The sequence below is a fragment of the Vibrio sp. Of7-15 genome, from assembly GCF_022347565.1.
In the GTDB taxonomy this organism is placed as follows: domain Bacteria; phylum Pseudomonadota; class Gammaproteobacteria; order Enterobacterales; family Vibrionaceae; genus NORP241.
Genome location: NZ_JAKRGH010000008.1, coordinates 141,844 through 162,014 on the forward strand (window position 1 = coordinate 141,844; position 20,171 = coordinate 162,014).

Genomic DNA, 20,171 nt, shown 5'->3' on the forward strand with positions numbered 1-20,171 from the left:
GTTTCATGCGTCGTCAAATTCCGTTATTAACCCCAATCCGAGGCTTTTCCGCACTCATTGTGGCCTACTTTCACGCTCGATTAGTGATCTTTCCTCAGTGGCTAGGGGAGATCAAAGAATTCACCAGCTTTCTAGAAAACGCCTATATTGGGGTGGACATATTCTTCATTCTCAGTGGTTACGTTATGATGCACGTGTATCGTAACTCAATGAACTCGACACTGAATTGGGGTCAGTTCATGTGGCTAAGATTTTCTCGAATTTATCCTCTATTTCTGGCCACTTTTGGGACGCTGTTTGTTTGGGAATGTTTTAAATACTCTAACAATATTGGCTTTTACGGTGGCAGTTTACTCGAAAGCTGGGGATTAAATGGGATACCAGCTTTTCAGGGGCCATTCAATACCACCGAGAGTATTCTTTCAAATCTGATGTTACTGCAAGGGATCACTCCGAACTCAATGACTTGGAATTTTCCTGGGTGGTCTTTAAGCATTGAGTGGCTGTGCTATATGCTGTTTCCTTTACTGTTATTGGTACTGGTTCACAGCAGCATGAAGACCCTTTGGTTACCAGCTCTGGGGTTCTTGAGCATTTACTCACTGATCCAATCAAAAGGGACACTGGATGTGACATCCGGTGTTGAAGCATTTATGAGAGGAATGTCGGGCTTTAGTTTAGGCGCATGGCTCAACACCGTTCGTTTAAATGAGACAACAAAACGTTTCGTGAATAATGATGTTTTTCTCATCGTTATTTTTAGTATGGTCATCTATACAATTCATTTACCATCAACCACCTACACACTCATGACCAGCTACTTTTTGTTCGCCGTGATTGTATTATGCAATGCTAACCAAGCTGATCGTCGCTCCTTAATTCTGAAGCTTCTAGACAATAAAGCCACCCAGTACTTAGGTGATATCTCATATTCTGTTTATTTATGGCATTCTGTTCTCATCCTCGTGGGCATAGAAATACTAAATCAAATTAACCCTGAATTTGTCACTTGGTGGTATCAACAAACATCAGTAGGCTATTTAATGTTGTCTTGTCTCGCATTTGCAGCGGTCATCTTGCCAGTGTCTGCACTCAGTTATCATTGGATAGAGCGACCAGCATTACGCCTACTGCGCAAAAAAAGAACAGCAACCATGTTGAAAAAATCACAAGCCTAAAAATAGCCTCAGTTCTTACATGAATTAAAGAATCACCTAAAGAGCTGAGGCGATGAATAAACACTCGTGATGTGTATCGTAAATAACCATTATTTGGTGTAGGTGGAATATAAAAAGCCATATTATTGGTCACTGTTGTATTAATTACTGCTGACTGCATTCCTACATACTTAACCTGAGAATATATTGATGAAATACTTGGCAACTTGCGCGATTATTTTAGCGTTATGTTTTATGACATCTTGTAAATCACATAAACCTAAACAAGAGTTTTATATCAGCCAAAATGCAATGAGCAAGCCTGCTTACTTAGAAACCAGTGACAGTATTTGGTTAAATATCCCTAACTTGAATTGGGACAAATATACTGCGGGTGTAGACAGGGTCGGGTGGTGCGGAGAGGCATCAATACAAATGATTGCTCTCTATTATGGATTCTACCACTCTCAAAAATTCATCAATCAAACAGGCAACCCCAAGCACCTCGATTTATACTCCGATGAAATTGATGGCGTGATGAGAAAACTAGGGTTTAAGTATTCTAGGTATCTTAACCAACCAACGGATAACCTCGAAAACTACCTTCAATGGATGAAAGAGCATTTAAAACAGCAAAACCCTATTTTTTCAGGGGTAAAAAGGAACCCAACAGGTAATCCTGGTTGGTCATTAGATCATTTCGTGGTGGTCGTCGGGTTTGGAAACGATTATATAAACTATAACAGCAACAATCATCTGTATGGGCAAGTAAAAGTAAATGAGTCATTATTTAAGTCTTCATCGAAGCCTTATACCTTAAAAAACCCATTCAATTCTTACTTTGGTTTCTCGGTTAATTCAGTGGCACTTCCTAATGTCCACAAGTCAGACATCAAGCCCACTCGACTGTTTGTTCTGGGTGAAACAGAAGAAAAAGTAGACATCGGCATTCAAGCACAAGAGCTGATTGTTGGGAGTGAATACGCCATTATAAGAAAGACACTAAATATTGATTCGAATCAACATGTTGAAGAAGTGTTCAAAACCTTTGTTGCAACAGAAAACACGATGAGCTTTTCAGATCTGAACTTACCGAAACATGAAAGCTATTATTATGGATTACGGCTAAACGTTTCCTGATTAAACTGACACTTTGTATTTTAGATCGCATCGAATTCATTGTTAACTAAGCTCATATAATATCAATAAAACTTCCCACCAAATGAGTCCGCAGTGGCGTATTTACTTGGTGGGAAAACTAACATCTTACACCTTAAAAGACCTTCGCGGCTTCAGCCTCTATTTCCACTTTCCATCGCTCGTCAAATAGCCCATTCACAAATAATAAGGTGGTCGGCAAGCTACCCACATCAAAAGATAAACGCTTTTTTGCCGCCTGATATTCTGGCATATCGTCACGGCTAACCAAATACAACCGGACACTGATGAGATCTTCAATATCCATATCATTGGCTTGAAGCACACCCCTCACATTTTGCCAAGCTAACACAATTTGATCCTCCGTGCTTTCTGCTATTTTACCATCGGCATCCATACCCAGCTGTCCGGCAATATGCAAACGAGTCGAGCCTTTTGGGATCAAAGCGCATTGATGATAATTGGCCGCAGGCGGAGAAACCGAACTAGGGCTCCAGATCTTATTCATCACGCCTCCTCAGACAGCATAGTTATCGCAGGTGTATCCGTTAGCATGGAGCCCAAGCGATCGAAATCACCAATCTCTTTACGCCAGCTAATGTATCTGTCAAAGCAAGCTGGGGTTTCCCATACTTCTAATAAAACCAAAGCATTGTCAGCCTGATCATTTTTATACAACTGCGCTGAAACGTTACCATCAAAAGTTCGAGTATCTGGCAAAATCTCTTTAAAAAACTCGGTAATTTTATTTGTATTTTCTGCAGTATGCTTAAAGGTAAATTTCACTAAATAGTCATTTTTCTCTGCGTCTCTTTGTGATTAGTTAAGGAACGAAGAAAAGTTTACTTATTTATAAAAATTGATAAATAGATTAAAATTACACATATAGTTCGATTTATTAAGACAATAAAACATAATGAAAAGCGAATTGCACCGCATGCAAGTTTTTGCTCAAATCGTAGAGTCAGGGTCCATCACCAAAGCCGCAGAAAAACTTGATCTCTCAAAATCCGTCGTCAGCCACCACTTACAAAGCCTTGAACAGCACCTCAATGTAAAGTTACTGACTCGCACCACACGCCGCCAGTCCTTAACAGATGCAGGCCAACGTTTTTACCAGCGTTGTTTAGAAGTACGAAAATTACTGTCTCTGGCAGAAGAAGAAGCGCGGGAGTCTTGCACTGATTTTTCCGGCTCTATTACCATCACCTCACCACATACACTCATGACACATTTGATTGGCCCAGCCATGTGCGAATTTATGCAAATTCATCCTCGTATCGAGCCTCAATTATTGGCTAACGATCTGCGCCTAAATCTAATCGAAAAGTACATAGATTTATCCGTTACTGTTGGTGAACTGCCAGACTCAACATCGCGCGCCATCAAACTCGGTGACCTTGAACAAGTGTTGTGCTGCCATCCTGACTATTTACTGGGTAAAAAGATTCAATTACCGACCAGTGATACCGACTTTACCGATTACGACTACATTGCCAATCAATGGGAGGGCATGAACATCGAAAGGAGCTTTAACATTGGTAATGGCCGCACCCAGACCTACCAATTTAGGGCCAATAGAGTAGGAGACAGTGTTCCAACTATTCGGATGATGACGTTAGCGGGATTAGGGTTAGCGTGTTTGCCAAAACGTGCCATTGATGAAGATCTAAAGAACGGCAAGTTGATAAGCCTATTGCCAGAGAATAGGGCGCTCAAGGCACCTTTTTATGTGGTTCATAATTATGGATTACAAATGCCAATCAGAATTCGAGCCTTCATCGATTTTCTTAAAGAACAAGCAGACTCGAAAGTATTCTAATGGAATAAATGAACAAACATTACGAAGCAAAAGACTGTTGCTCAAAAGAAAGCCTCAAGACAATAATTATCTGAGGCTGCATCTAAATATCAAATAAGGATAACGGTGCGAGGGTACATATTCACACCTACCACTTTAGTATAGTTCAGACTTGCAAGTGCACAAGAAAGAGCATCCAGAAGAGTAAAGGCTTTCTCTAACACATTGTAAAATTCAAAACACAAACCTAAATGTAGGCCGCCCCTAAGCAGCTTTAATGGATTTTGTATTTTTACATTGTGGGTAAGCACTGCATGCCAAGAATGGTTTACCTTTGTTTACCCCTCGTTTAGCGATCCGTGAAACCATTTGAGAACCACAGGCCCGACATGAAGCCAGCTCTTTGTTGTTAAATGGGCCTAACAAATTTCGAACCTCTTCGATTGTATAGCCTCTTTGTACAGGCATTTCAATCAAACCAAGTCCTGCACTTTTACATGCAGCCCTAACAAATTTATCTCTCGCAATACGATCTGCTCGCCGATGTGATCGATCGTTCAGCTCTATAACACAAATTATCGACAGAGTTTGTGCTTGGCACAATACGAAATCGAAGTGCTTAGATGAAATTTTATTAAAAGATTTCTGCCAGTGCTTGCGATCTTTTGTCGCTAAAGGCTCGATGACATCTGCGATACGTACTTTTGAAAATACGATGGTCTTATCATCCACCGCGTTCTTTAGCACACCATAAAATGAACGCTCTGCTGGAGACATCAGAGAACCAATGGCTTGATAGTGATATGGTTTCGCATCATTACTATCATAAGGAACATTGGTTGTACTTTTTAATTGTTCCGGCTGAGAAATAGAATTTTCAACAATTCTTCCTAACTCTTTATCTTGTCGATCGTTGCTTCTACCAGAAGGCGTTTTCTTATTAAAAATCAGGAAAAGAATAAATAAAGAGATCAAAAATATAAGTAATGATAACGACATAAGTAATGCGACCTTATCTATAAACAAAGGCCACATAATCTACACGTTGCTTATCAAATAATCTCATAAAATGCAGGGAATTATGAGTAGGATCAATATTTTAATAATTGATCAAACTATGCGAGGTGTACCTTAACAACCTGAGAGAAGGATAACCAAAGTATGGCAACAGCTTTATCTATCTTGCGGATAATAAAAAGGTTCAGATAAATACCTGAACCCTTTGACTCGTATAGCTTATTTACATATCTACCAAAACCACTTTTTCGTAGTCTTGTGAAGAGTAGTTCTTATTCTGCTTTAATATTTGTTCAAGCATCAGTTTAACTTTATTACTTTGAAGAGCCTCGTGTAGAGCTTCATGAGTAAATCGCACTCGATCTAAAGTTTCGAAACAATCGGCTCCCAAGATATCGCCCATGCTTTGCAACAAATTACTTAATTGAGCAGCACTTGGTTCATCTTCACAATAGTCCGATAATATAATAAATTCATCAGGATCCATGTCACCAGAATGTTCAAACGCTTCACCATCTTTTTCCCAGATGTTCCAAAACATATCCCCATCCCAATACTCAACCGACAATAACATTTCAGCAAACATATCTTGCTTAACATAGTGAGTAATTTGCTCAGAGTTGCGTGCAGTCAATGCCAATAGCGCCGCTTCAAAGCTAGATACGAGCTGTTGCTTTTCTATCATGTTCTTATTCCAGTACAGCAAAATGCTTGCTAATAATATTTAATATAAACAATACCATAGTCATAAAAAATTGTTGTTATTCGAGCCTTCATCTATGGTTGGGGATCACAATATCAACTAAGTCATGTTTTTCTCCTCATTCAGAGGTAGATACGAGTCAATTTCACTTGTAAGCATGAGAAGGTACCTTGAGGGCTTATCGAAATATTTATCTTAGTTTTCGACAGCTCATGTTGTTTTAATTCCATGGCTTTTAAACTCGAATTTAGGTCGTGACTCCGAACTCGATAATCACTTGGCACACATCAGAACACTGAATGTGTCTTGGATAGACAAGGGAACGCGTCTTTGACAGCGACGACGAGTTCGAATAGTTCACTAGTCCGGTTTGCGGGGTTCAAGCGGCATCATTAGCCGTTTTGCACCCAGTCATAAAAACATCAAGGTATGCTTTGTGTATACGGTAAAAACATAAGCCAACAATGCATCAACAAGTAATCGATCTACTATCCTTTATAAGGCCCAGACCGCTAAGGAGGACAATCAGATGTCTGATTCGTTATATGAAAGGTTAGGTGGTACAGAAAATATTACGAAAATTGCCAGTGATTTGGTTGATATCCATTTAAGTAACCCAAGCATTTCACCAAGGTATGCCAATAGTGATGTATCCATACTGAAAAATGGGGCTGCGACATTCTTTATCGCAGGTACAGGTGGCCCAAATATTTATGCCGGAAAAGACATGATATCCACTCACAAAGGCATGAACATAAGTGGCGATGAATTTTTAGCCGTTCTAGATGATGCCTTAGAAGCCCTAGAAAAGAACGGCGTAGGTCAAAGGGAAAAAGAAGAGGTTTTATATGTTTTGTATAGTATGAAGCCCGAGATCGTACATTTATAACAAACACACAAATGTTAAAGGAAAGAAAATTTATCATATTTTATGTAATAACCAGCCCGCATCACGCGGGCTTTTCTATATCAGTATGATTTCCGCCTTATGTAATAGCAAAAATCTCATTCCGTTTCCTAATGGAACAAATCATCATTGCCTCGTGGCGTTCTAACAACAACCCGTTGAATATTCGTGAAAGTGAAGGCGACACCACCCAATGGCAAGGGGAACGCGTTTTTGACAGCGACGACGAATTCGAAGAATTCACCAACCCAGTTTACGGGTTCCGAGCGGGCGCGCGTATTTTGCGTAGCTACAACCGCCAAGGCATCAACACACTGAGCGGCATCATTGCCCGTTTTGCACCAAGCCATGAAAACGACACCGACCACTACGTAAAAACGGCTTCCAAATGGACAGGAATTCCGGCCACACTGCCTATTAATACCAGTGACAATGTCACGTTAGCCAAGGTGTTACACGCCATGTCACGCATGGAAGTGGGCAACTATTACACGCTGAAAACGGCACGAGCGGGGGTTGATATTGCATGACCAAGAAACAAATTGTTTTAAAACTCAGTATTAGCGTCGCGGGTATGGTCATCGGCGCGTACACCATAAAACACTTAAAAAAAGCAGGTTTATTATGAAATTAAATGAAAGCAGCACAAAGACAGGTTTAGTCCTTATGGGCACTGCCGCAACGGCATTAATGGCTGGACATACCCAACTTATTGACATCGATGTGACGAACTCAGGAATGGAGTTAGGCGGACTAATTCCTACGATTATCATGGGGTTAGTCGGCTTTTGGGATGTGGTACGAAAGGAAAAAAAAGGATAGGGTATTCATATGGAAATATATCAAACATTCATGGTTGCTATCGCGTCCGGTTTTGCGTCAGCAGTTGGTACAACGGCCACCATTAAAACGGATATACGCTGGATTAAGCAATTAATCGATAAATTAGAAGAGCGGGTACTAAAACTAGAAAAAGACCAGCTCTAATTTAAGCAGATATATACGGCGTAGATCCTTATATATCTGCTGTTAGCTATCACAATTTACGTGTTGCTCCAAAATTACTTTACTTTTGAACTAAGGACAGATTTATGAGTGAAGAAGATAAAAACCGATTAGAGATTATCGAAGTTGAACAAAAAGCCATCAAAGACAAGTTTTCCCTTGTCGTTAATGTTCTACTTGTAATAATGGCTCTTCAGGTCGCAGCTTCCATATACAATGGTTACTCTCAACAAAGTTTAGTAAGTGAGTTCCTGACTCTTAAGGAGAAACAATTTAATCAAGTAATAGCATCGGAAAAAACTGATCCGATAGCAAAACTTGAAGAAGTTCAAGAGCTACAAGCACGACAAGCTAAGGCCCCGAAATCAGGTAGAATTTCTCTAGTATTTTCAGTTGGAGTTCATAACGAAGGAAATACTCCCGCTTCCGACCTTAAGGTAAAGGTCTTATTTCCGGGTGATATCCAAACGGAGTTTCAATCATTTGATGAGCAAGAATATCCTTATGAGATGTTAGGACACTCTAATAACATAGGAATGTATATTCCTCCTAAATCAACATTTCGACATATGGTAGTTGTTCCTCTGACTTCCCACTCGGTTGCAAAGAAATTATTGGATAAGAAATATAAAGTGAAGTTGAAACTATATTCAAAATATGGACTAGAGGATACGAGAACCCAAATGATATCAATAACAAAATAGCTAACAAAGCGTTTAAGACGGATTCCCAACGCTCGGCATTTTCAGTTTGAATCAGCTTTAGTGTTTACGGCACAATGGTTTAGGTAAGGTGGTAGCGTTGCTCACCACTTAACGCGGCGTTAACTTTCAAGGAGTGTTCAGTGACTTATTACATACTTGCTATAATTATTTATGAAATATTTGCTGCATTTCAGACTGAGTTTTTTAGACTGGGGATATCTACTCCCGCCTATCAACAGTCAGCTTTTGAGCGAAAAATATTCTCCACTGGGTCAAATTTGGACCTTGTTTTTTCTACTTTTGGTACAGTTGCAAGAATAAATGGTATAGCTTTTCTTATTTATCTTGGCTATAAAACTATTTGGTGGCACCCGATAGTTATTTGGGTATTTTGTTTGTTTGCAATTGCGGTACTTTCAAGAATTTTTAAAGGTAAAACAGGTTTTGCAATACCAGCTTTATTGGCATTCTTAGTGCTTCCAATTTCAGCCGCATATCTATGGAGTGTGGTTTAAAGCTAACAAGAATTTAAGCGAAAAATAGCCCGCATCACGCGGGCTATTTTATGTCTGTGTTATTTCCGCCTTAACTTCTTCATTTTCTGTTTAGTGGGTATCCACGGGGCAGCCGCCATACGCCGACCACCACGAAATGGCAGCACGTTCGGCTTGGCTGGATAATGGGGGATATCTTCGGGGCTAGGGTGACCATGTAACTTTAACAACAGCTGATATTCGTCCCGTTGATACGCAAAACTGTCCAATTCCTTCGGGCTGAATTCTCGGCCTTCGGGGGTGATCAAAATCCCGCGCTCCTCATTAATCCGAAAACCTTGCCAACGAATATCATTGGGCAAAAATCCAATCGATTTGATGATGAGCAGCTTTTCAGCCATCGGGTTGATGTCTATTTTTCCGGTCAGCCAGCGTTTGACGGTGATGGGTTCGACGTGAAAATATTCCGCTCCTTGGGCATACGAATCAAATTCTCTCCAATACAACTGGCGGAAGGCGTCTAATAACATGTGATAAACCTCACGAATCGTTTTTTATTTTGATGGTTTTTATCGATGGGTAAATCAGGGTTTAATCGACAAAAGCGATTAAGTGGCGTGATGATGCGTAATGGCACAAAGCCGCCCAATTTACTGGGCACATAGATACAGATAATAGAAAACGGTGAAAAGAATAATAAATGTGTATAAGTTACTGATATAAAATGGAAATATGAAATCGTTTTTACAAAACGCCGAGCTTTATTTGAGATGTTACAATAACTTACGCAAGTGCGTATTATATATCTTATGTTAAATTAAGTTAAGAGATATTGAGATACAACTCTATACCTTAAAAAGCTCACTATCTTTCCACTCACCTGCTGTTCTCTTGGTTTTTTTCAGTAAATACTGTTCATTTAACCATAATTAGTATTTACCATAAAATAGCTAATAAACACTGTATTTAAGAATCTTTCAACTGAGTTGATCGAATCTTAAATACTTTGTTATTACCAAAAAAATCATTAATTTACGATAGACTTATTCCAAAGAAAATTATAATTCCTATGTTGAGATTTACTCCCATTGAAAAACCCCATCATACACAGTGCAGTTGCTCAGCGAGCTTGAGCCATCTTGGATATAAACTTGTTGTTTATCAGAGGCGCCGTAAGTTAAATAGTCAGAGCATTTGGCACTTTGGCCTGTGCCAACAACCACTTTTGTTCCTGGGCTGAGTGTGCAACTCACCAATTTATCTAAGGGCGACCATTGATAGCAAATCTCATAGTCTGAGCGGTAAGTCGCCACTTTTCCACTGGGTTGTTTAAACGCCCACCATTCACCAAGCTGGCTATTAGGATTCGTGCTGTTCCATGCTCGAAATACTTTAATCTGGGCATCTTTTTTACTTAGATATACTTTGCCTTGGCATAATTTCCCTTTCCCCGGCTCTCCTAAGGTTTGATTTAATAAGTCAGGATCTTCTGTGGGCTCAAATTTTGAAACAAGGCTCAATGGTAATGAAGTATCGCCTTCACACAAAGACGCAATATCCCTTTCATTTTCTGCTTGTTCGGCTGGCATATTGACACAGCCGGATAAAGCAATGGTTAACGCACCTAACAAAATCCTTTTCATTATTTACTTTCTCCAATTAACAGTTAAACGCACTGAAATCAGTACTAATTTTTCTCACACCGATTAAAAGATAGTTCGCAAATAAATAACGTAAGTGAAAAATGCCTCTAAGCCACAAAATACGCAGTAAATATCACAAGAGTTCTCGATATTAAGGCACACTCTCAAAGAGACGAAACATAGAAAGTAATATTGTATACCTTAGTGTTCTAGGCTCTACTCTAAATAGGATAGATTAATGGCTAGTAAATGGTTTATTTTTAAGGATCAAAACATGGTAGAACAGATAGAGTTTCCTTCCAACACGCGAATAAATGGTAAAGAAGTCGGCAGTTTTTATCGAGACTCTTTTTCATGTAAAGCCACTAAAAAAGACCTCAATGCTGCTTATGTGTATCACGCGATTTTCGCTTATTTGCCTAAACCTGTGCAGATCGCATTAAAGATCAGAAACACCATCGTAAAGTGGTTTGGTTTCTCAGTAGCAGACGTAAAAATGGCTTTACCATTAGAGAATATTGAGGTGGGTAAACAAGCTGGGTTCCTGACCTTTGAAACGGTCTCCGATTCCGAAGTGATCACCGTAGCGTCTGAAAAAAACATGGATATATGGCTGTCTGTAATGAAGCTATCTGAACACGAATATGCTGTTTCTACATTGGTGAATCTAAAAACGGGATCAGGGCGCTTTTATATGGCGTTAATTAAGCCGTTTCATAAGCTGATTGCTAAATATTGTATAACCCAAGCTATTAACGAAAAGCGCATTTAGTGAAAATGACTATACACAAGAATTGAAGTGCCCTACTTTTCACACTTACCGCTCCAAGTAATTTAGGGCACGATCTAAAGCACCAAACAAATAAGTAAACTCAAGAAACCAGACAAAAATAGTTTACTACTTAAACTCATATCGACACTCAATGTTTGCTTATCTTCTTTGCTGTCTTCGGCCATAGCCGCCGCCATTCTTGTGGCTTTCAATGGGCTATGCTTTAAATAATTAAGCTTCCCAGGGGACGAAACCATAAAAAATAAGCCCAAGATCCATTGAGTTAACAAAGAATAGAAAAAATAATCACTCAAAAAATTAAGCTCTGGGACACCCGTTAATAATTCAAGTACATGTAGCAAAAAGATAATACAGCCATGCACAGCCAACACAAATACCGTTAAATGTAACATTCAGCCTCCTACTATTGTACAAAGTTAAAGATCTATAATACGGATTTATTTACCGAATTCACATTTTATAAAAAACAAAAAGCAAGTGATCTCTCACCCGCTTTTCAATTTAGATAGAACTAACAATATTATTGTTGATCATACAGGTCTTGCATTAACTGGTAAGAATCAACGATACCGCCAGTCAAAGATAACTCAGAGAATGGTACGTGCACTTCTGGTGTGGAAGGTTTCTTCACTAGATGGCCTTCGTAAAGTCGAACTGAATCCATGATCGCTTTTTTCAGTTCTTTACCTTCTAAATCAGGGAACTGTGACAGCGCTAAAGCAGCGACACCTGAAACAACTGGAGCCGCCATGCTGGTTCCACTGTATGCTTCATATTCATTGCCCGGCGTTGTCGACATGATCTTATACCCCGGTGCAAACAGGTCGACACTTTCTTGACCAAAGTTACTGAAGCTAGCCACCATAGATTCATCTTTGTAGTTTGCAGAAGCACCAATGTCTAACCAAGTGCTAATACGGCTTCCCGGGTAGTAAACTGGGTAACGGTTCGGGAAACTTGGTTTAATGTCATTATCTGTTTTGCTGTTACCTGCTGAGTGAACCAGTAGTACACCCTTGCGCGCAGCATAACGGAATGCTTCATCAACAATGCCTTTATATGGTGAGTAAGACTTACCAAAACTCATATTGATGATTTTTGCGCCGTTATCTACAGCATAACGAACTGAGTTTGCGATGTCTTTATCACGCTCATCTCCGTTTGGAACTGCACGTAACGCCATGATTTTCACGTTATTAGCAACACCTCTTACACCCAACCCGTTATTACGATCGGCGGCAATAATGCCAGATACGTGAGTACCGTGAGAAGAGTCAGGACCAATTACGTCATTGTTACCGTAATCGCTTTCCCATGGGCTGTATGGCTGATCTTTTACAATATCAACACGTGGGTCAAAGTCTAAATTGTAGTAGTAGTTTACTGGTGTTGAATAATAATCAACAACATAGGCTAAGTAATCGAACGAACGCCAGCGTGTGAACGTTTGAACCAAGAAGTCTGCCGCTGCTTGAACTTCAGCGTCATCACTCTTAATGGCTTCAAGCGCTGCTACCGAAAAGTCTGTCTGACCTAATTTGTTCTCAAGAACAGCTTTGCTTGCTAGCGCTTGATCATTGAGATCTTTAAACTCGTTGTACTTTTGGGTCGCTTCCGTCGATTTTTCTAGATAATCTTTTTTCACGCCACGGAAGTATTCTTTCTCTTTCTTACTTAACCATTTCCAAATGCCGATCTCTTTATAAAAAAGGAAGCGTTTGTATTCACGAGTCACTTCTAAGGTGTCTTGGTCTACGTGAGAACCATCACGACCACCAATGAAGTTCCAGCCATAAATGTCATCTACATAACCATTTTGATCATCGTCAATGCCATTATTTGGGATCTCATTCGGGTTAACCCAAATTTTGCCTTGTAAATCTTCGTGATGAACATCAACCCCAGAGTCAATTACCGCTACAATCACAGGCTCAGTGCGATACAGTGAGAAAGTATCATACACACGATCAACACTTGAACCTTCAATACCGTCAAGCAATGGATCTTGGTTAAACCAATCTCCACTTAACGGAGCTGTAGCTGATAATAAGCTCTCTAAACTACGTTTTACACGGCTATTCATTTCCAGTGGACCCGCAACTTGAGTCGCGTCTGCATGCTGGATAATGGTTCCCTTAGCCGTAACAATATCTTCCACCGGTGCAGGCTCTACTTTATCAATCGCGGCAAATGCAGATGGCACTACCGCTGTCATGATCGCTCCGGAAATAGCAGAAAGATAAAAACGTTTCCCTTTCATTGTAATGTTCTCCATGTAACTGACGTTATATTTTTATTATTTACCTAAACCATAAAGTCCATATATTGATACCAAGAAAGGCTAATTTTTAAGACCAACCAAGAGTCTCAATATAGGAAAATATAATTTAAAAAGTAAAGATTAAAAGCAGATTTAATTTATAAAACTCACTTTTAATTAGAGGCTATCACTTAAAACTGAGTGATAAAACACTTATTAACAAAAAGTCAACATTGAGCCAATTAAATTAATTGATAAAAAAAGCCACTTAATAAGTGGCTTATCATGTTCAATACTATTTGTAAAATACAAATAGAGCTTAATTCACCCTCTATTTTACCTACTGCCTTACGCCATTATTATATATTGAACTCCATGCGCATTTATATCCATTGTTACTTAAGTTACTAAAATAAAATCGACTGCAATTACCATCGTAATTATAACGACCAATGTTCACCTGATACTCTCCAAAATTAACACCCTGCAAAGACACATAACGGCCATTTTTTAATAATGAAAAATGAAGGTGAGGCCCTGTAGAACTTCCGCCTTCACAAAGTGCAGTACTTTTATTACTGGCATAAGTTCCTAGCTTAGTATCGGCATTAACCCATTGCCCTTGCTGAACTTGAATGCCATCCATGTGATAATAATTCGTTGCCCATCCATTTGGGTTTGTTACCCTTACTTGGCAACGAGAAAGCACATTAACAGTACCGTTGTGTGCTGCGACAACACTGTATGTATTTCCTCCCCATCGAGGCCAATCGTACGACACATCAATGGAAGAAAATGGGTAACCTGAACCCGTATGAGAATGAGCTCCGTTGGATTTCCAAGAGTAGCCAATACGCCAAGGAAACTGCATCATACTTGTTGGTGGAACCATTAACATCTCACTACTATTCAAATGGTTAACATTTATTCCAGAAGAAAAAGTATCCTCATGTTTATCGGTAAATAATGCAATGAATGTGTCGGTAAAAGCGGTATAGAACTGGCTCGTATTTTGTCTTTCCAATGAAGGTTGTCCGCTCGCCTGCAGAGCAGATAAAGCGACAGTTGCAGCTTCTTTGACACCTGATGACTTAATTCTTTGCTGTTCGGCAATCTCTGGATTATTTCTAAGTTGTTTCTTTTCATACTGATAAAAAAACCAAGACAGACGAAATAGCACGTCCTGTAATTGTTCGGACACCGTTACCTTATTTGATAAATCACCAAATAATGAGGTTAATTTATTGGTATCTGGGTTTGAGATAATTCCTGACTTTATCTCCATTAAAGCAAGCGCTATTTTGGGGTTGATGCTGTAATAACCACTCCAATGTGCAATGGTTTCATGATAATTCAGCAACACTGGTGAATTATTCTCCAAATATCCAACTAAATCGAATTCTTCCGCATTATCACCATAAAGGAAAAGGTCATTATTAAAATGAAGAACAACATCGGGTATATGTTGATTATTGATTATTTTGTAATTTGGTAACCCTATCGAAATACTGGTCGCAAAAGATAATGGTGAGATAATTAATGACAACATTCCCGATACCATAAAAATCTGACGTCGATTTTTTTTTAATTTTACTAATTTATCGCTAATTGGTTCAATTTTCTTATTAATGTTAATTTTCATTGGTATTAAATTACTCATATCGTGTCCTTATTTTAAAGATAACAACTAAATATACTTTCTATTTAATGACGAATATAAACATCATGACAATTAATAAAATTAAATCGGTCATCAGTTTGGAATAGCCGTGAAGCCATATATAACAAGCTTTCCTTTCGAAAATTTATAGCCACTCTTTTATTGACAACTTATTCAACACAACTTATGAATTACCAAAATAATTCTCTTTTGCTAAATTTTTCCCCTCTCACTTCCTTTTCTATAGTAACTCCTTAATAGTTATGCTTTTCTGGATAAAATTCAGAAATAATTCGTTTTTAAACCTATAAAAAAAGCTCGGTCATACCAACAAAATGGCAAAGATTATCTTGCTGTTATTTACGAATTTACTCAGTAGTTAATACTAAAAAGCTATCAAACGGATAGAGCATACATCGACACATCACAAGAAAGTTGGTGTTTTTTATGGCATTAGTTCCAATAGTTTCAAATAACGTAACACGTCAATTACTGTGTTTGTCGATCTTGCTATCAAAACGATCAATGTTTTTTGCCACTTTATAAAAAGATTTCTATACGTTGCTCTTACAGGGTTGAGCTGTCTCTGAAAGTAATCTCCATTTATCTATCTAAAATCACAAGGAAACTGGTATGTTTAGATCCGCCAAATGCGCACTTTCAATTGCAGCACTCGCAGGGATGCCATTTATCGCACACGGTAATGAAACCATAGATCCTCCTCGCCCACCTGTTATTTCAGACACGGTTCCGTATAGCCTATCGCTGACTGTACCAACCATGAGTTTGATGTCTGAATCGGGCCAAGAAGTAGTGAAGCAAAGTCAAGTGCATCAAGCAGGGGCAGAATTTATTAAGGTACACTTTAAACGATTCCAGATACCTGAAGGGGCTTTTGTTGAAGTCAGTAACCCTGAAAACAGTGAAACCTACCGCTATGAAGGTAACAATCACTCGCAGGCAACGTTTGATCCTGTGGCTGGTGAAGACGGCATAACCCGATTTTCGGCCATGTCGATTACGGGAGATACAGCAATTATTCGCTTAGTCATTCCTGCTGGTGTCACTTGGACTGCGGATCACGGTGTTGAGATTGATCGATATTACGCAGGCCACCCTGAAGCAGTTCAAACAAATAATATTAGTGAAAACACTATGTTTAGCACTGCTATCCCGGAATCTACCTGTGGTGTCAACGAACGCCGTGATGTGGCTTGCTGGGAAAGTTCACACCCTGTTGAATTTGAACGTACTCGCCCTGTGGCAAGATTATTGATGGATGGTAGCGGTCTATGTACAGGTTGGCGTGTGGGATCAGATAACCACATGTTCACCAATAACCACTGTTTGGATAATGAAAGCCGCCTGCAAAACACCGAAGTTTGGTTTAACTACCAAAAAACAGACTGTAATGGCAGCACATATGCGGGTACAGTGAAAGTAACGGGCGCTCAAATGCTTAAAACTGACTATACCCTTGATTACACTCTGTTTACGGTGAATAATTTTGAACAAATCGCACAGTTTGGCTATTTTGGTTTAGATGTTCGTACTCCAACAAAGAACGAATACATTTATATTCCGCAGCATGGTGCGGGTAATCCAAAAGAGCTTTCCATCGAGAGCGATCAAAACAGTGGTGGCTTGTGCCAAATTGATGTTGCGGTAGCTAATGGCCGAGGAACAGGCACTGACACCGGGTATTTTTGTGACACGATTGGTGGATCTTCCGGCTCGCCAGTATTAGCCGCTAGTTCCAACAACGTTATCGCACTTCACCACTTTGGAGGGTGTGAAAACCAAGGTGTTCGGATTGATAAAATATGGCCACAGGTATCCAGTTTCTTTAACAACACCCCTCCTGTTGGTGACAACAACATACCGGGTAACAAGCCGCCAGTGGCTCAAATTGCCGCTAATTGTGATGGCCTAAGTTGTACCTTTAATGGTTCTGGCTCTACCGATGTTGATGGCAGCATCGTTGATTATGTGTGGGCATTTGGTGATGGCAACCAAGCTAATGGCGCATCGGTGACACATAGCTTCGCAAGCAATGGAAGCTATCAAGTTACACTGACGGTTACAGATGATGGCGGATTAAGCAGCACAAAAACTCAAGATGTTATTGCGAATGACGGTAGTGGCAATCAATTAACGTCTGGGGTCCCTGTTGCGGGTTTATCTGGTGTTAAAGGCTCTGAACAAGTCTTTGTCATTGATGTACCAAAAGATCAAAGCTTACTGACAGTAACAACGTCGGGCGGTACTGGAGATGTGGATCTGTACGTAAAAGCGGGGGCAGTACCAACCACTAACAGCTACGACTGCCGACCTTATAAATCAGGTAATGCAGAAAGCTGTACGGGTACTTACCAAGGAAAAGTGTATGTAAAACTAGTTGGTTACAGCGCTTTTTCTGATGTCACATTAGTAGCGACAACAAAAGGAAACACCAATAATACTGGTTTTCCTGTCACGGACATCACGGCAACACAAGGTAATTGGCAGCACTATTCTTATACCGTTCCTGCTGGTGTAACGTCGGTTAATGTCGCGATGTCTGGTGGTACTGGAGATGCTGATCTGTATGTTCGTAAAGGTCAAGCACCAACAAAAACCAGCTATGACTGCCGCCCTTATAAGTCGGGTAATACCGAATCATGTGCTATCACTGCGGTAGAAGGTGAGCAAATTCACATTGGCATTCTCGCTTTTAGAAATTTCTCTGGCGTAATGTTAGATGTGAAATAAACGATAAGTATTAAACTTTTGTTACTAGCAGCTGCCCATAATCACTGGGCAGCTTTTTTATGCCAAATGTTAACTAATAACACACATTGAAATAATGACAAGACGGCCTAAACTGTAACAAATTTCTCCCCTTTGAATGTTCTATTCGGGTTACCACGCTCTACGTCCCAATGTTGCTGCCAACGTGCTTTTTCCTGCTGTGTCATTTTCTCTAGCTTCAAATCTTCAAGTTTTTGAAACAATAAAGCCCGGGCAAGACGTTTATTGGCATGCTGGCTACGTTCCGTTTCAACACGAACCGAAATTCCCGTACTGATGTGAGTTGCGCGTACCGCCGAATCTGTCGTATTCACATGTTGCCCACCCGAGCCTGATGCTCTACATGACTGAAACGTAATACCTTTATCGAAACTCTTCTCGCTAAATTCGTACACTTGCCCACTAAAAAACCAGTTCTTTCGTTTGTGTTTCGGCCTGAATGGGCTTTGACATACCCATAGCATGCCACCTTGCCACAACGACGATAACTGTTTTGCTTTTTCTTGATCATCCGTTTCAAACTGTAATAACACGGATTTAAAACAATGGCGTTGCTTAGATTTAACTGCCTCAACAATATCCAGTTTTACTGATTTTTCCCTACATTGCTTTTCGATAGTTTGAAGCGCCAAACCTACCGCTTTGCAACACTCTTCCGGGCCTTGCCCCGCTGATAATTGTAATAAAATCATGATGAACAAGTTCCATTGGTCTTAAACGTTAAAACTGGTCGAAGCTTAGCAACCACATCGATCAACTCAGCATCCACCATATCGCTGATCACGGTTTCACACTTCTTGTACGCTTGGGGCGCTTCATCATAAAGCAGCTCTTTATTGCCACAAATCACTCGACTCCCAAGCTCTGTTCGGTACAGATCTTCCCGCTTATATTTATGGCCTAAACGACCGTGGCATTCTCCCCGCTTCCATTTTCTGCCAGCGCCATGAGCTAGAGAAAATAAACTCATGATAGCCTTATCATCGTTGTTTATTCTGGGCGTTACAAGGTAACTATAATCTCCCCGAGAGCCAGGGATCACAACGTAGCCTTGATCGCTTGGGGTTGCCCCTTTGCGATGCAGCCACCCTTCTATCCCATCAATTTTTTTGGAAGTGACTAAATTATGATTAATGTCTAAAGCGCAATAACCCTTAGCTCTAATGGCATCAAGAAAGCGCAGAGCTATCAGTTCACGGTTCAATTCAGCCCAGCGAACCGCTTCATCGTGCTTAGCCATATAAGAAAAAAATTCATCGCTATTGGTTTCTAATCCATCGTGATTACAGCGAGTAATGTGATCCACCAAAATTGATTGGCCTAGCCCTCGTGATCCTGAGTGAACCAATAACTGAAGGTGTTTTTTATTCAAGCCAAGCTCTTCTAAAGCACTTTCATTATAAACTTCATCAATCGCTTGGAATTCAGCAAAGTGGTTGCCGCCGCCAATGGTACCTAACGCTTGATCAAAAAGATCCGACTGGATGCCTTTTTCGCATTTTCGATTGGCTATGGTGTCAAACCAGTTAGCATCGAGGGGCTGCTCAATCTGTTCAAACTTTTTCGCCATTTTAGAGACATTCACTTTAGACACTTTGCTTGAAGTTTGCCAAAGTGACATGCCACAACCAATATCATTACCCACGAGTGCGGGATAAATTTTATTTTGAGTGAAAAATGCAGCCCCTATTGGGTAACCTCTTCCTGGATGCAAATCAGGCATGCCAGCAACACGGCACATACCGGTAAGCTCAGAGGTTTTTGTTAGTTGTTGTATCGCCAGTCCTTCAATCCACGTCTCTTTAGACGCAATAAGGCTAACATTTTCAGTAATGTTTTGGACGGAGTTGCCCATAGTACCAATTCCTTTAATAGGATTTAAAACGTAAACGTATTGGCAGGTCTGGTTTTTCTAGTAAGACGTTTCAGTCAGCACTTGAAATGCTGGTGGAAAGCTTGTTGTTACGAAAGATTAAGACCTGCAAAGGATAATAATGTCATTGTCATAATTTTTACTCCTTTACAGTTAGTTGATGGGAAATGATTGCTGCGTATACTAATCACTTATTTTTAATAAAG

Annotated in this window: 22 protein-coding genes; 11 read left to right on the plus strand and 11 right to left on the minus strand. The window is 39.9% G+C overall.

Annotation, left to right across the window (positions count from 1 at the left end; translation table 11 throughout):
- Positions 1 to 5: 5 nt before the first annotated feature.
- Both MHO82_RS11215 and MHO82_RS11220 read left to right on the plus strand, forming a co-directional pair.
- The gene (locus MHO82_RS11215) at positions 6 to 1,178 is read left to right on the plus strand and encodes an acyltransferase (protein WP_239184036.1); all 1,173 of its coding nucleotides are present in this window, start codon (positions 6 to 8) and stop codon (positions 1,176 to 1,178) included.
- A 189-nt stretch (positions 1,179 to 1,367) separates the two neighbouring features.
- The gene (locus tag MHO82_RS11220) at positions 1,368 to 2,297 is read left to right on the plus strand and encodes a C39 family peptidase (RefSeq protein WP_239184037.1); all 930 of its coding nucleotides are present in this window, start codon (positions 1,368 to 1,370) and stop codon (positions 2,295 to 2,297) included.
- A 133-nt stretch (positions 2,298 to 2,430) separates the two neighbouring features.
- Here the strand turns inward: MHO82_RS11220 and MHO82_RS11225 are convergent, their stop codons facing one another.
- Together MHO82_RS11225 and MHO82_RS11230 are read right to left on the minus strand one after the other, a co-directional pair.
- A complete protein-coding gene (locus MHO82_RS11225) occupies positions 2,431 to 2,826 on the minus strand; it encodes a RidA family protein (RefSeq protein WP_239184038.1) in 396 nt (131 codons plus the stop codon).
- Entirely contained in the window at positions 2,823 to 3,101 is a 279-nt protein-coding gene (locus MHO82_RS11230) for an antibiotic biosynthesis monooxygenase family protein (protein WP_239184039.1), read from the minus strand. Before MHO82_RS11230 ends, MHO82_RS11225 begins: the two co-directional genes overlap by 4 nt.
- Before the next feature lie 130 nt (positions 3,102 to 3,231).
- On the opposite strand from MHO82_RS11230, the gene MHO82_RS11235 reads away from it, so the two are divergent.
- The gene (locus MHO82_RS11235; protein ID WP_239184040.1) at positions 3,232 to 4,137 is read left to right on the plus strand and encodes a LysR family transcriptional regulator; all 906 of its coding nucleotides are present in this window, start codon (positions 3,232 to 3,234) and stop codon (positions 4,135 to 4,137) included.
- A gap of 243 nt (positions 4,138 to 4,380) precedes the next feature.
- Here MHO82_RS11235 and MHO82_RS11240 read toward each other — a convergent pair whose 3' ends face one another.
- Positions 4,381 to 5,115 carry a DUF2726 domain-containing protein gene (locus tag MHO82_RS11240; protein ID WP_239184041.1) on the minus strand — a complete coding sequence of 245 codons (735 nt, stop codon included), beginning with the start codon at positions 5,113 to 5,115 and terminating at the stop codon, positions 4,381 to 4,383.
- 241 nt (positions 5,116 to 5,356) lie between these two features.
- Positions 5,357 to 5,818, minus strand: coding sequence for a hypothetical protein (locus MHO82_RS11245; RefSeq protein WP_239184042.1), 462 nt, complete (start codon positions 5,816 to 5,818; stop codon positions 5,357 to 5,359).
- A 547-nt stretch (positions 5,819 to 6,365) separates the two neighbouring features.
- On the opposite strand from MHO82_RS11245, the gene MHO82_RS11250 reads away from it, so the two are divergent.
- From MHO82_RS11250 to MHO82_RS11275, 6 genes are all read left to right on the plus strand, one after another.
- Positions 6,366 to 6,725 carry a group 1 truncated hemoglobin gene (locus tag MHO82_RS11250; protein WP_239184043.1) on the plus strand — a complete coding sequence of 120 codons (360 nt, stop codon included), beginning with the start codon at positions 6,366 to 6,368 and terminating at the stop codon, positions 6,723 to 6,725.
- Positions 6,726 to 6,856: 131 nt separating this feature from the next.
- The gene (locus MHO82_RS11255; RefSeq protein WP_239184044.1) at positions 6,857 to 7,273 is read left to right on the plus strand and encodes a virion protein; all 417 of its coding nucleotides are present in this window, start codon (positions 6,857 to 6,859) and stop codon (positions 7,271 to 7,273) included.
- 136 nt (positions 7,274 to 7,409) lie between these two features.
- Positions 7,410 to 7,565: a hypothetical protein gene (locus MHO82_RS11260; protein WP_239184045.1), complete on the plus strand. Its 156-nt coding sequence runs from the start codon at positions 7,410 to 7,412 to the stop codon at positions 7,563 to 7,565.
- Positions 7,566 to 7,574: 9 nt separating this feature from the next.
- Positions 7,575 to 7,730: a hypothetical protein gene (locus tag MHO82_RS11265; protein ID WP_239184046.1), complete on the plus strand. Its 156-nt coding sequence runs from the start codon at positions 7,575 to 7,577 to the stop codon at positions 7,728 to 7,730.
- A gap of 104 nt (positions 7,731 to 7,834) precedes the next feature.
- Positions 7,835 to 8,452 carry a hypothetical protein gene (locus MHO82_RS11270; RefSeq protein ID WP_239184047.1) on the plus strand — a complete coding sequence of 206 codons (618 nt, stop codon included), beginning with the start codon at positions 7,835 to 7,837 and terminating at the stop codon, positions 8,450 to 8,452.
- A gap of 140 nt (positions 8,453 to 8,592) precedes the next feature.
- Entirely contained in the window at positions 8,593 to 8,967 is a 375-nt protein-coding gene (locus MHO82_RS11275) for a hypothetical protein (protein ID WP_239184048.1), read from the plus strand.
- Positions 8,968 to 9,026: 59 nt separating this feature from the next.
- Here MHO82_RS11275 and MHO82_RS11280 read toward each other — a convergent pair whose 3' ends face one another.
- On the minus strand, positions 9,027 to 9,476 hold the full coding sequence (locus MHO82_RS11280; RefSeq protein WP_239184049.1) for a phage protein: 450 nt from the start codon (positions 9,474 to 9,476) through the stop codon (positions 9,027 to 9,029).
- A 549-nt stretch (positions 9,477 to 10,025) separates the two neighbouring features.
- On the minus strand, positions 10,026 to 10,589 hold the full coding sequence (locus tag MHO82_RS11285) for a hypothetical protein (protein WP_239184050.1): 564 nt from the start codon (positions 10,587 to 10,589) through the stop codon (positions 10,026 to 10,028).
- 238 nt (positions 10,590 to 10,827) lie between these two features.
- On the opposite strand from MHO82_RS11285, the gene MHO82_RS11290 reads away from it, so the two are divergent.
- Complete coding sequence (locus MHO82_RS11290; protein WP_239184051.1) at positions 10,828 to 11,361, plus strand: DUF2867 domain-containing protein; 534 nt, start codon at positions 10,828 to 10,830, stop codon at positions 11,359 to 11,361.
- A 74-nt stretch (positions 11,362 to 11,435) separates the two neighbouring features.
- Here MHO82_RS11290 and MHO82_RS11295 read toward each other — a convergent pair whose 3' ends face one another.
- From MHO82_RS11295 to MHO82_RS11305, 3 genes are all read right to left on the minus strand, one after another.
- Positions 11,436 to 11,774 (minus strand): hypothetical protein, encoded by a 339-nt coding sequence (locus tag MHO82_RS11295; RefSeq protein ID WP_239184052.1) that lies wholly within the window; start codon positions 11,772 to 11,774, stop codon positions 11,436 to 11,438.
- A 128-nt stretch (positions 11,775 to 11,902) separates the two neighbouring features.
- Positions 11,903 to 13,642, minus strand: a complete 1,740-nt coding sequence (locus MHO82_RS11300) for a S8 family peptidase (RefSeq protein ID WP_239184053.1) — start codon at positions 13,640 to 13,642, stop codon at positions 11,903 to 11,905.
- Positions 13,643 to 13,982: 340 nt separating this feature from the next.
- On the minus strand, positions 13,983 to 15,302 hold the full coding sequence (locus tag MHO82_RS11305; RefSeq protein ID WP_239184054.1) for a M23 family metallopeptidase: 1,320 nt from the start codon (positions 15,300 to 15,302) through the stop codon (positions 13,983 to 13,985).
- A 633-nt stretch (positions 15,303 to 15,935) separates the two neighbouring features.
- On the opposite strand from MHO82_RS11305, the gene MHO82_RS11310 reads away from it, so the two are divergent.
- Positions 15,936 to 18,053, plus strand: a complete 2,118-nt coding sequence (locus tag MHO82_RS11310; protein WP_239184055.1) for a pre-peptidase C-terminal domain-containing protein — start codon at positions 15,936 to 15,938, stop codon at positions 18,051 to 18,053.
- A gap of 107 nt (positions 18,054 to 18,160) precedes the next feature.
- Here the strand turns inward: MHO82_RS11310 and prfH are convergent, their stop codons facing one another.
- The gene (gene prfH / locus MHO82_RS11315; protein ID WP_239184056.1) at positions 18,161 to 18,784 is read right to left on the minus strand and encodes a peptide chain release factor H; all 624 of its coding nucleotides are present in this window, start codon (positions 18,782 to 18,784) and stop codon (positions 18,161 to 18,163) included.
- Positions 18,781 to 19,947, minus strand: coding sequence for an RNA ligase RtcB family protein (locus tag MHO82_RS11320; protein WP_239184057.1), 1,167 nt, complete (start codon positions 19,945 to 19,947; stop codon positions 18,781 to 18,783). Before MHO82_RS11320 ends, prfH begins: the two co-directional genes overlap by 4 nt.
- Positions 19,948 to 20,171 lie beyond the last annotated feature (224 nt).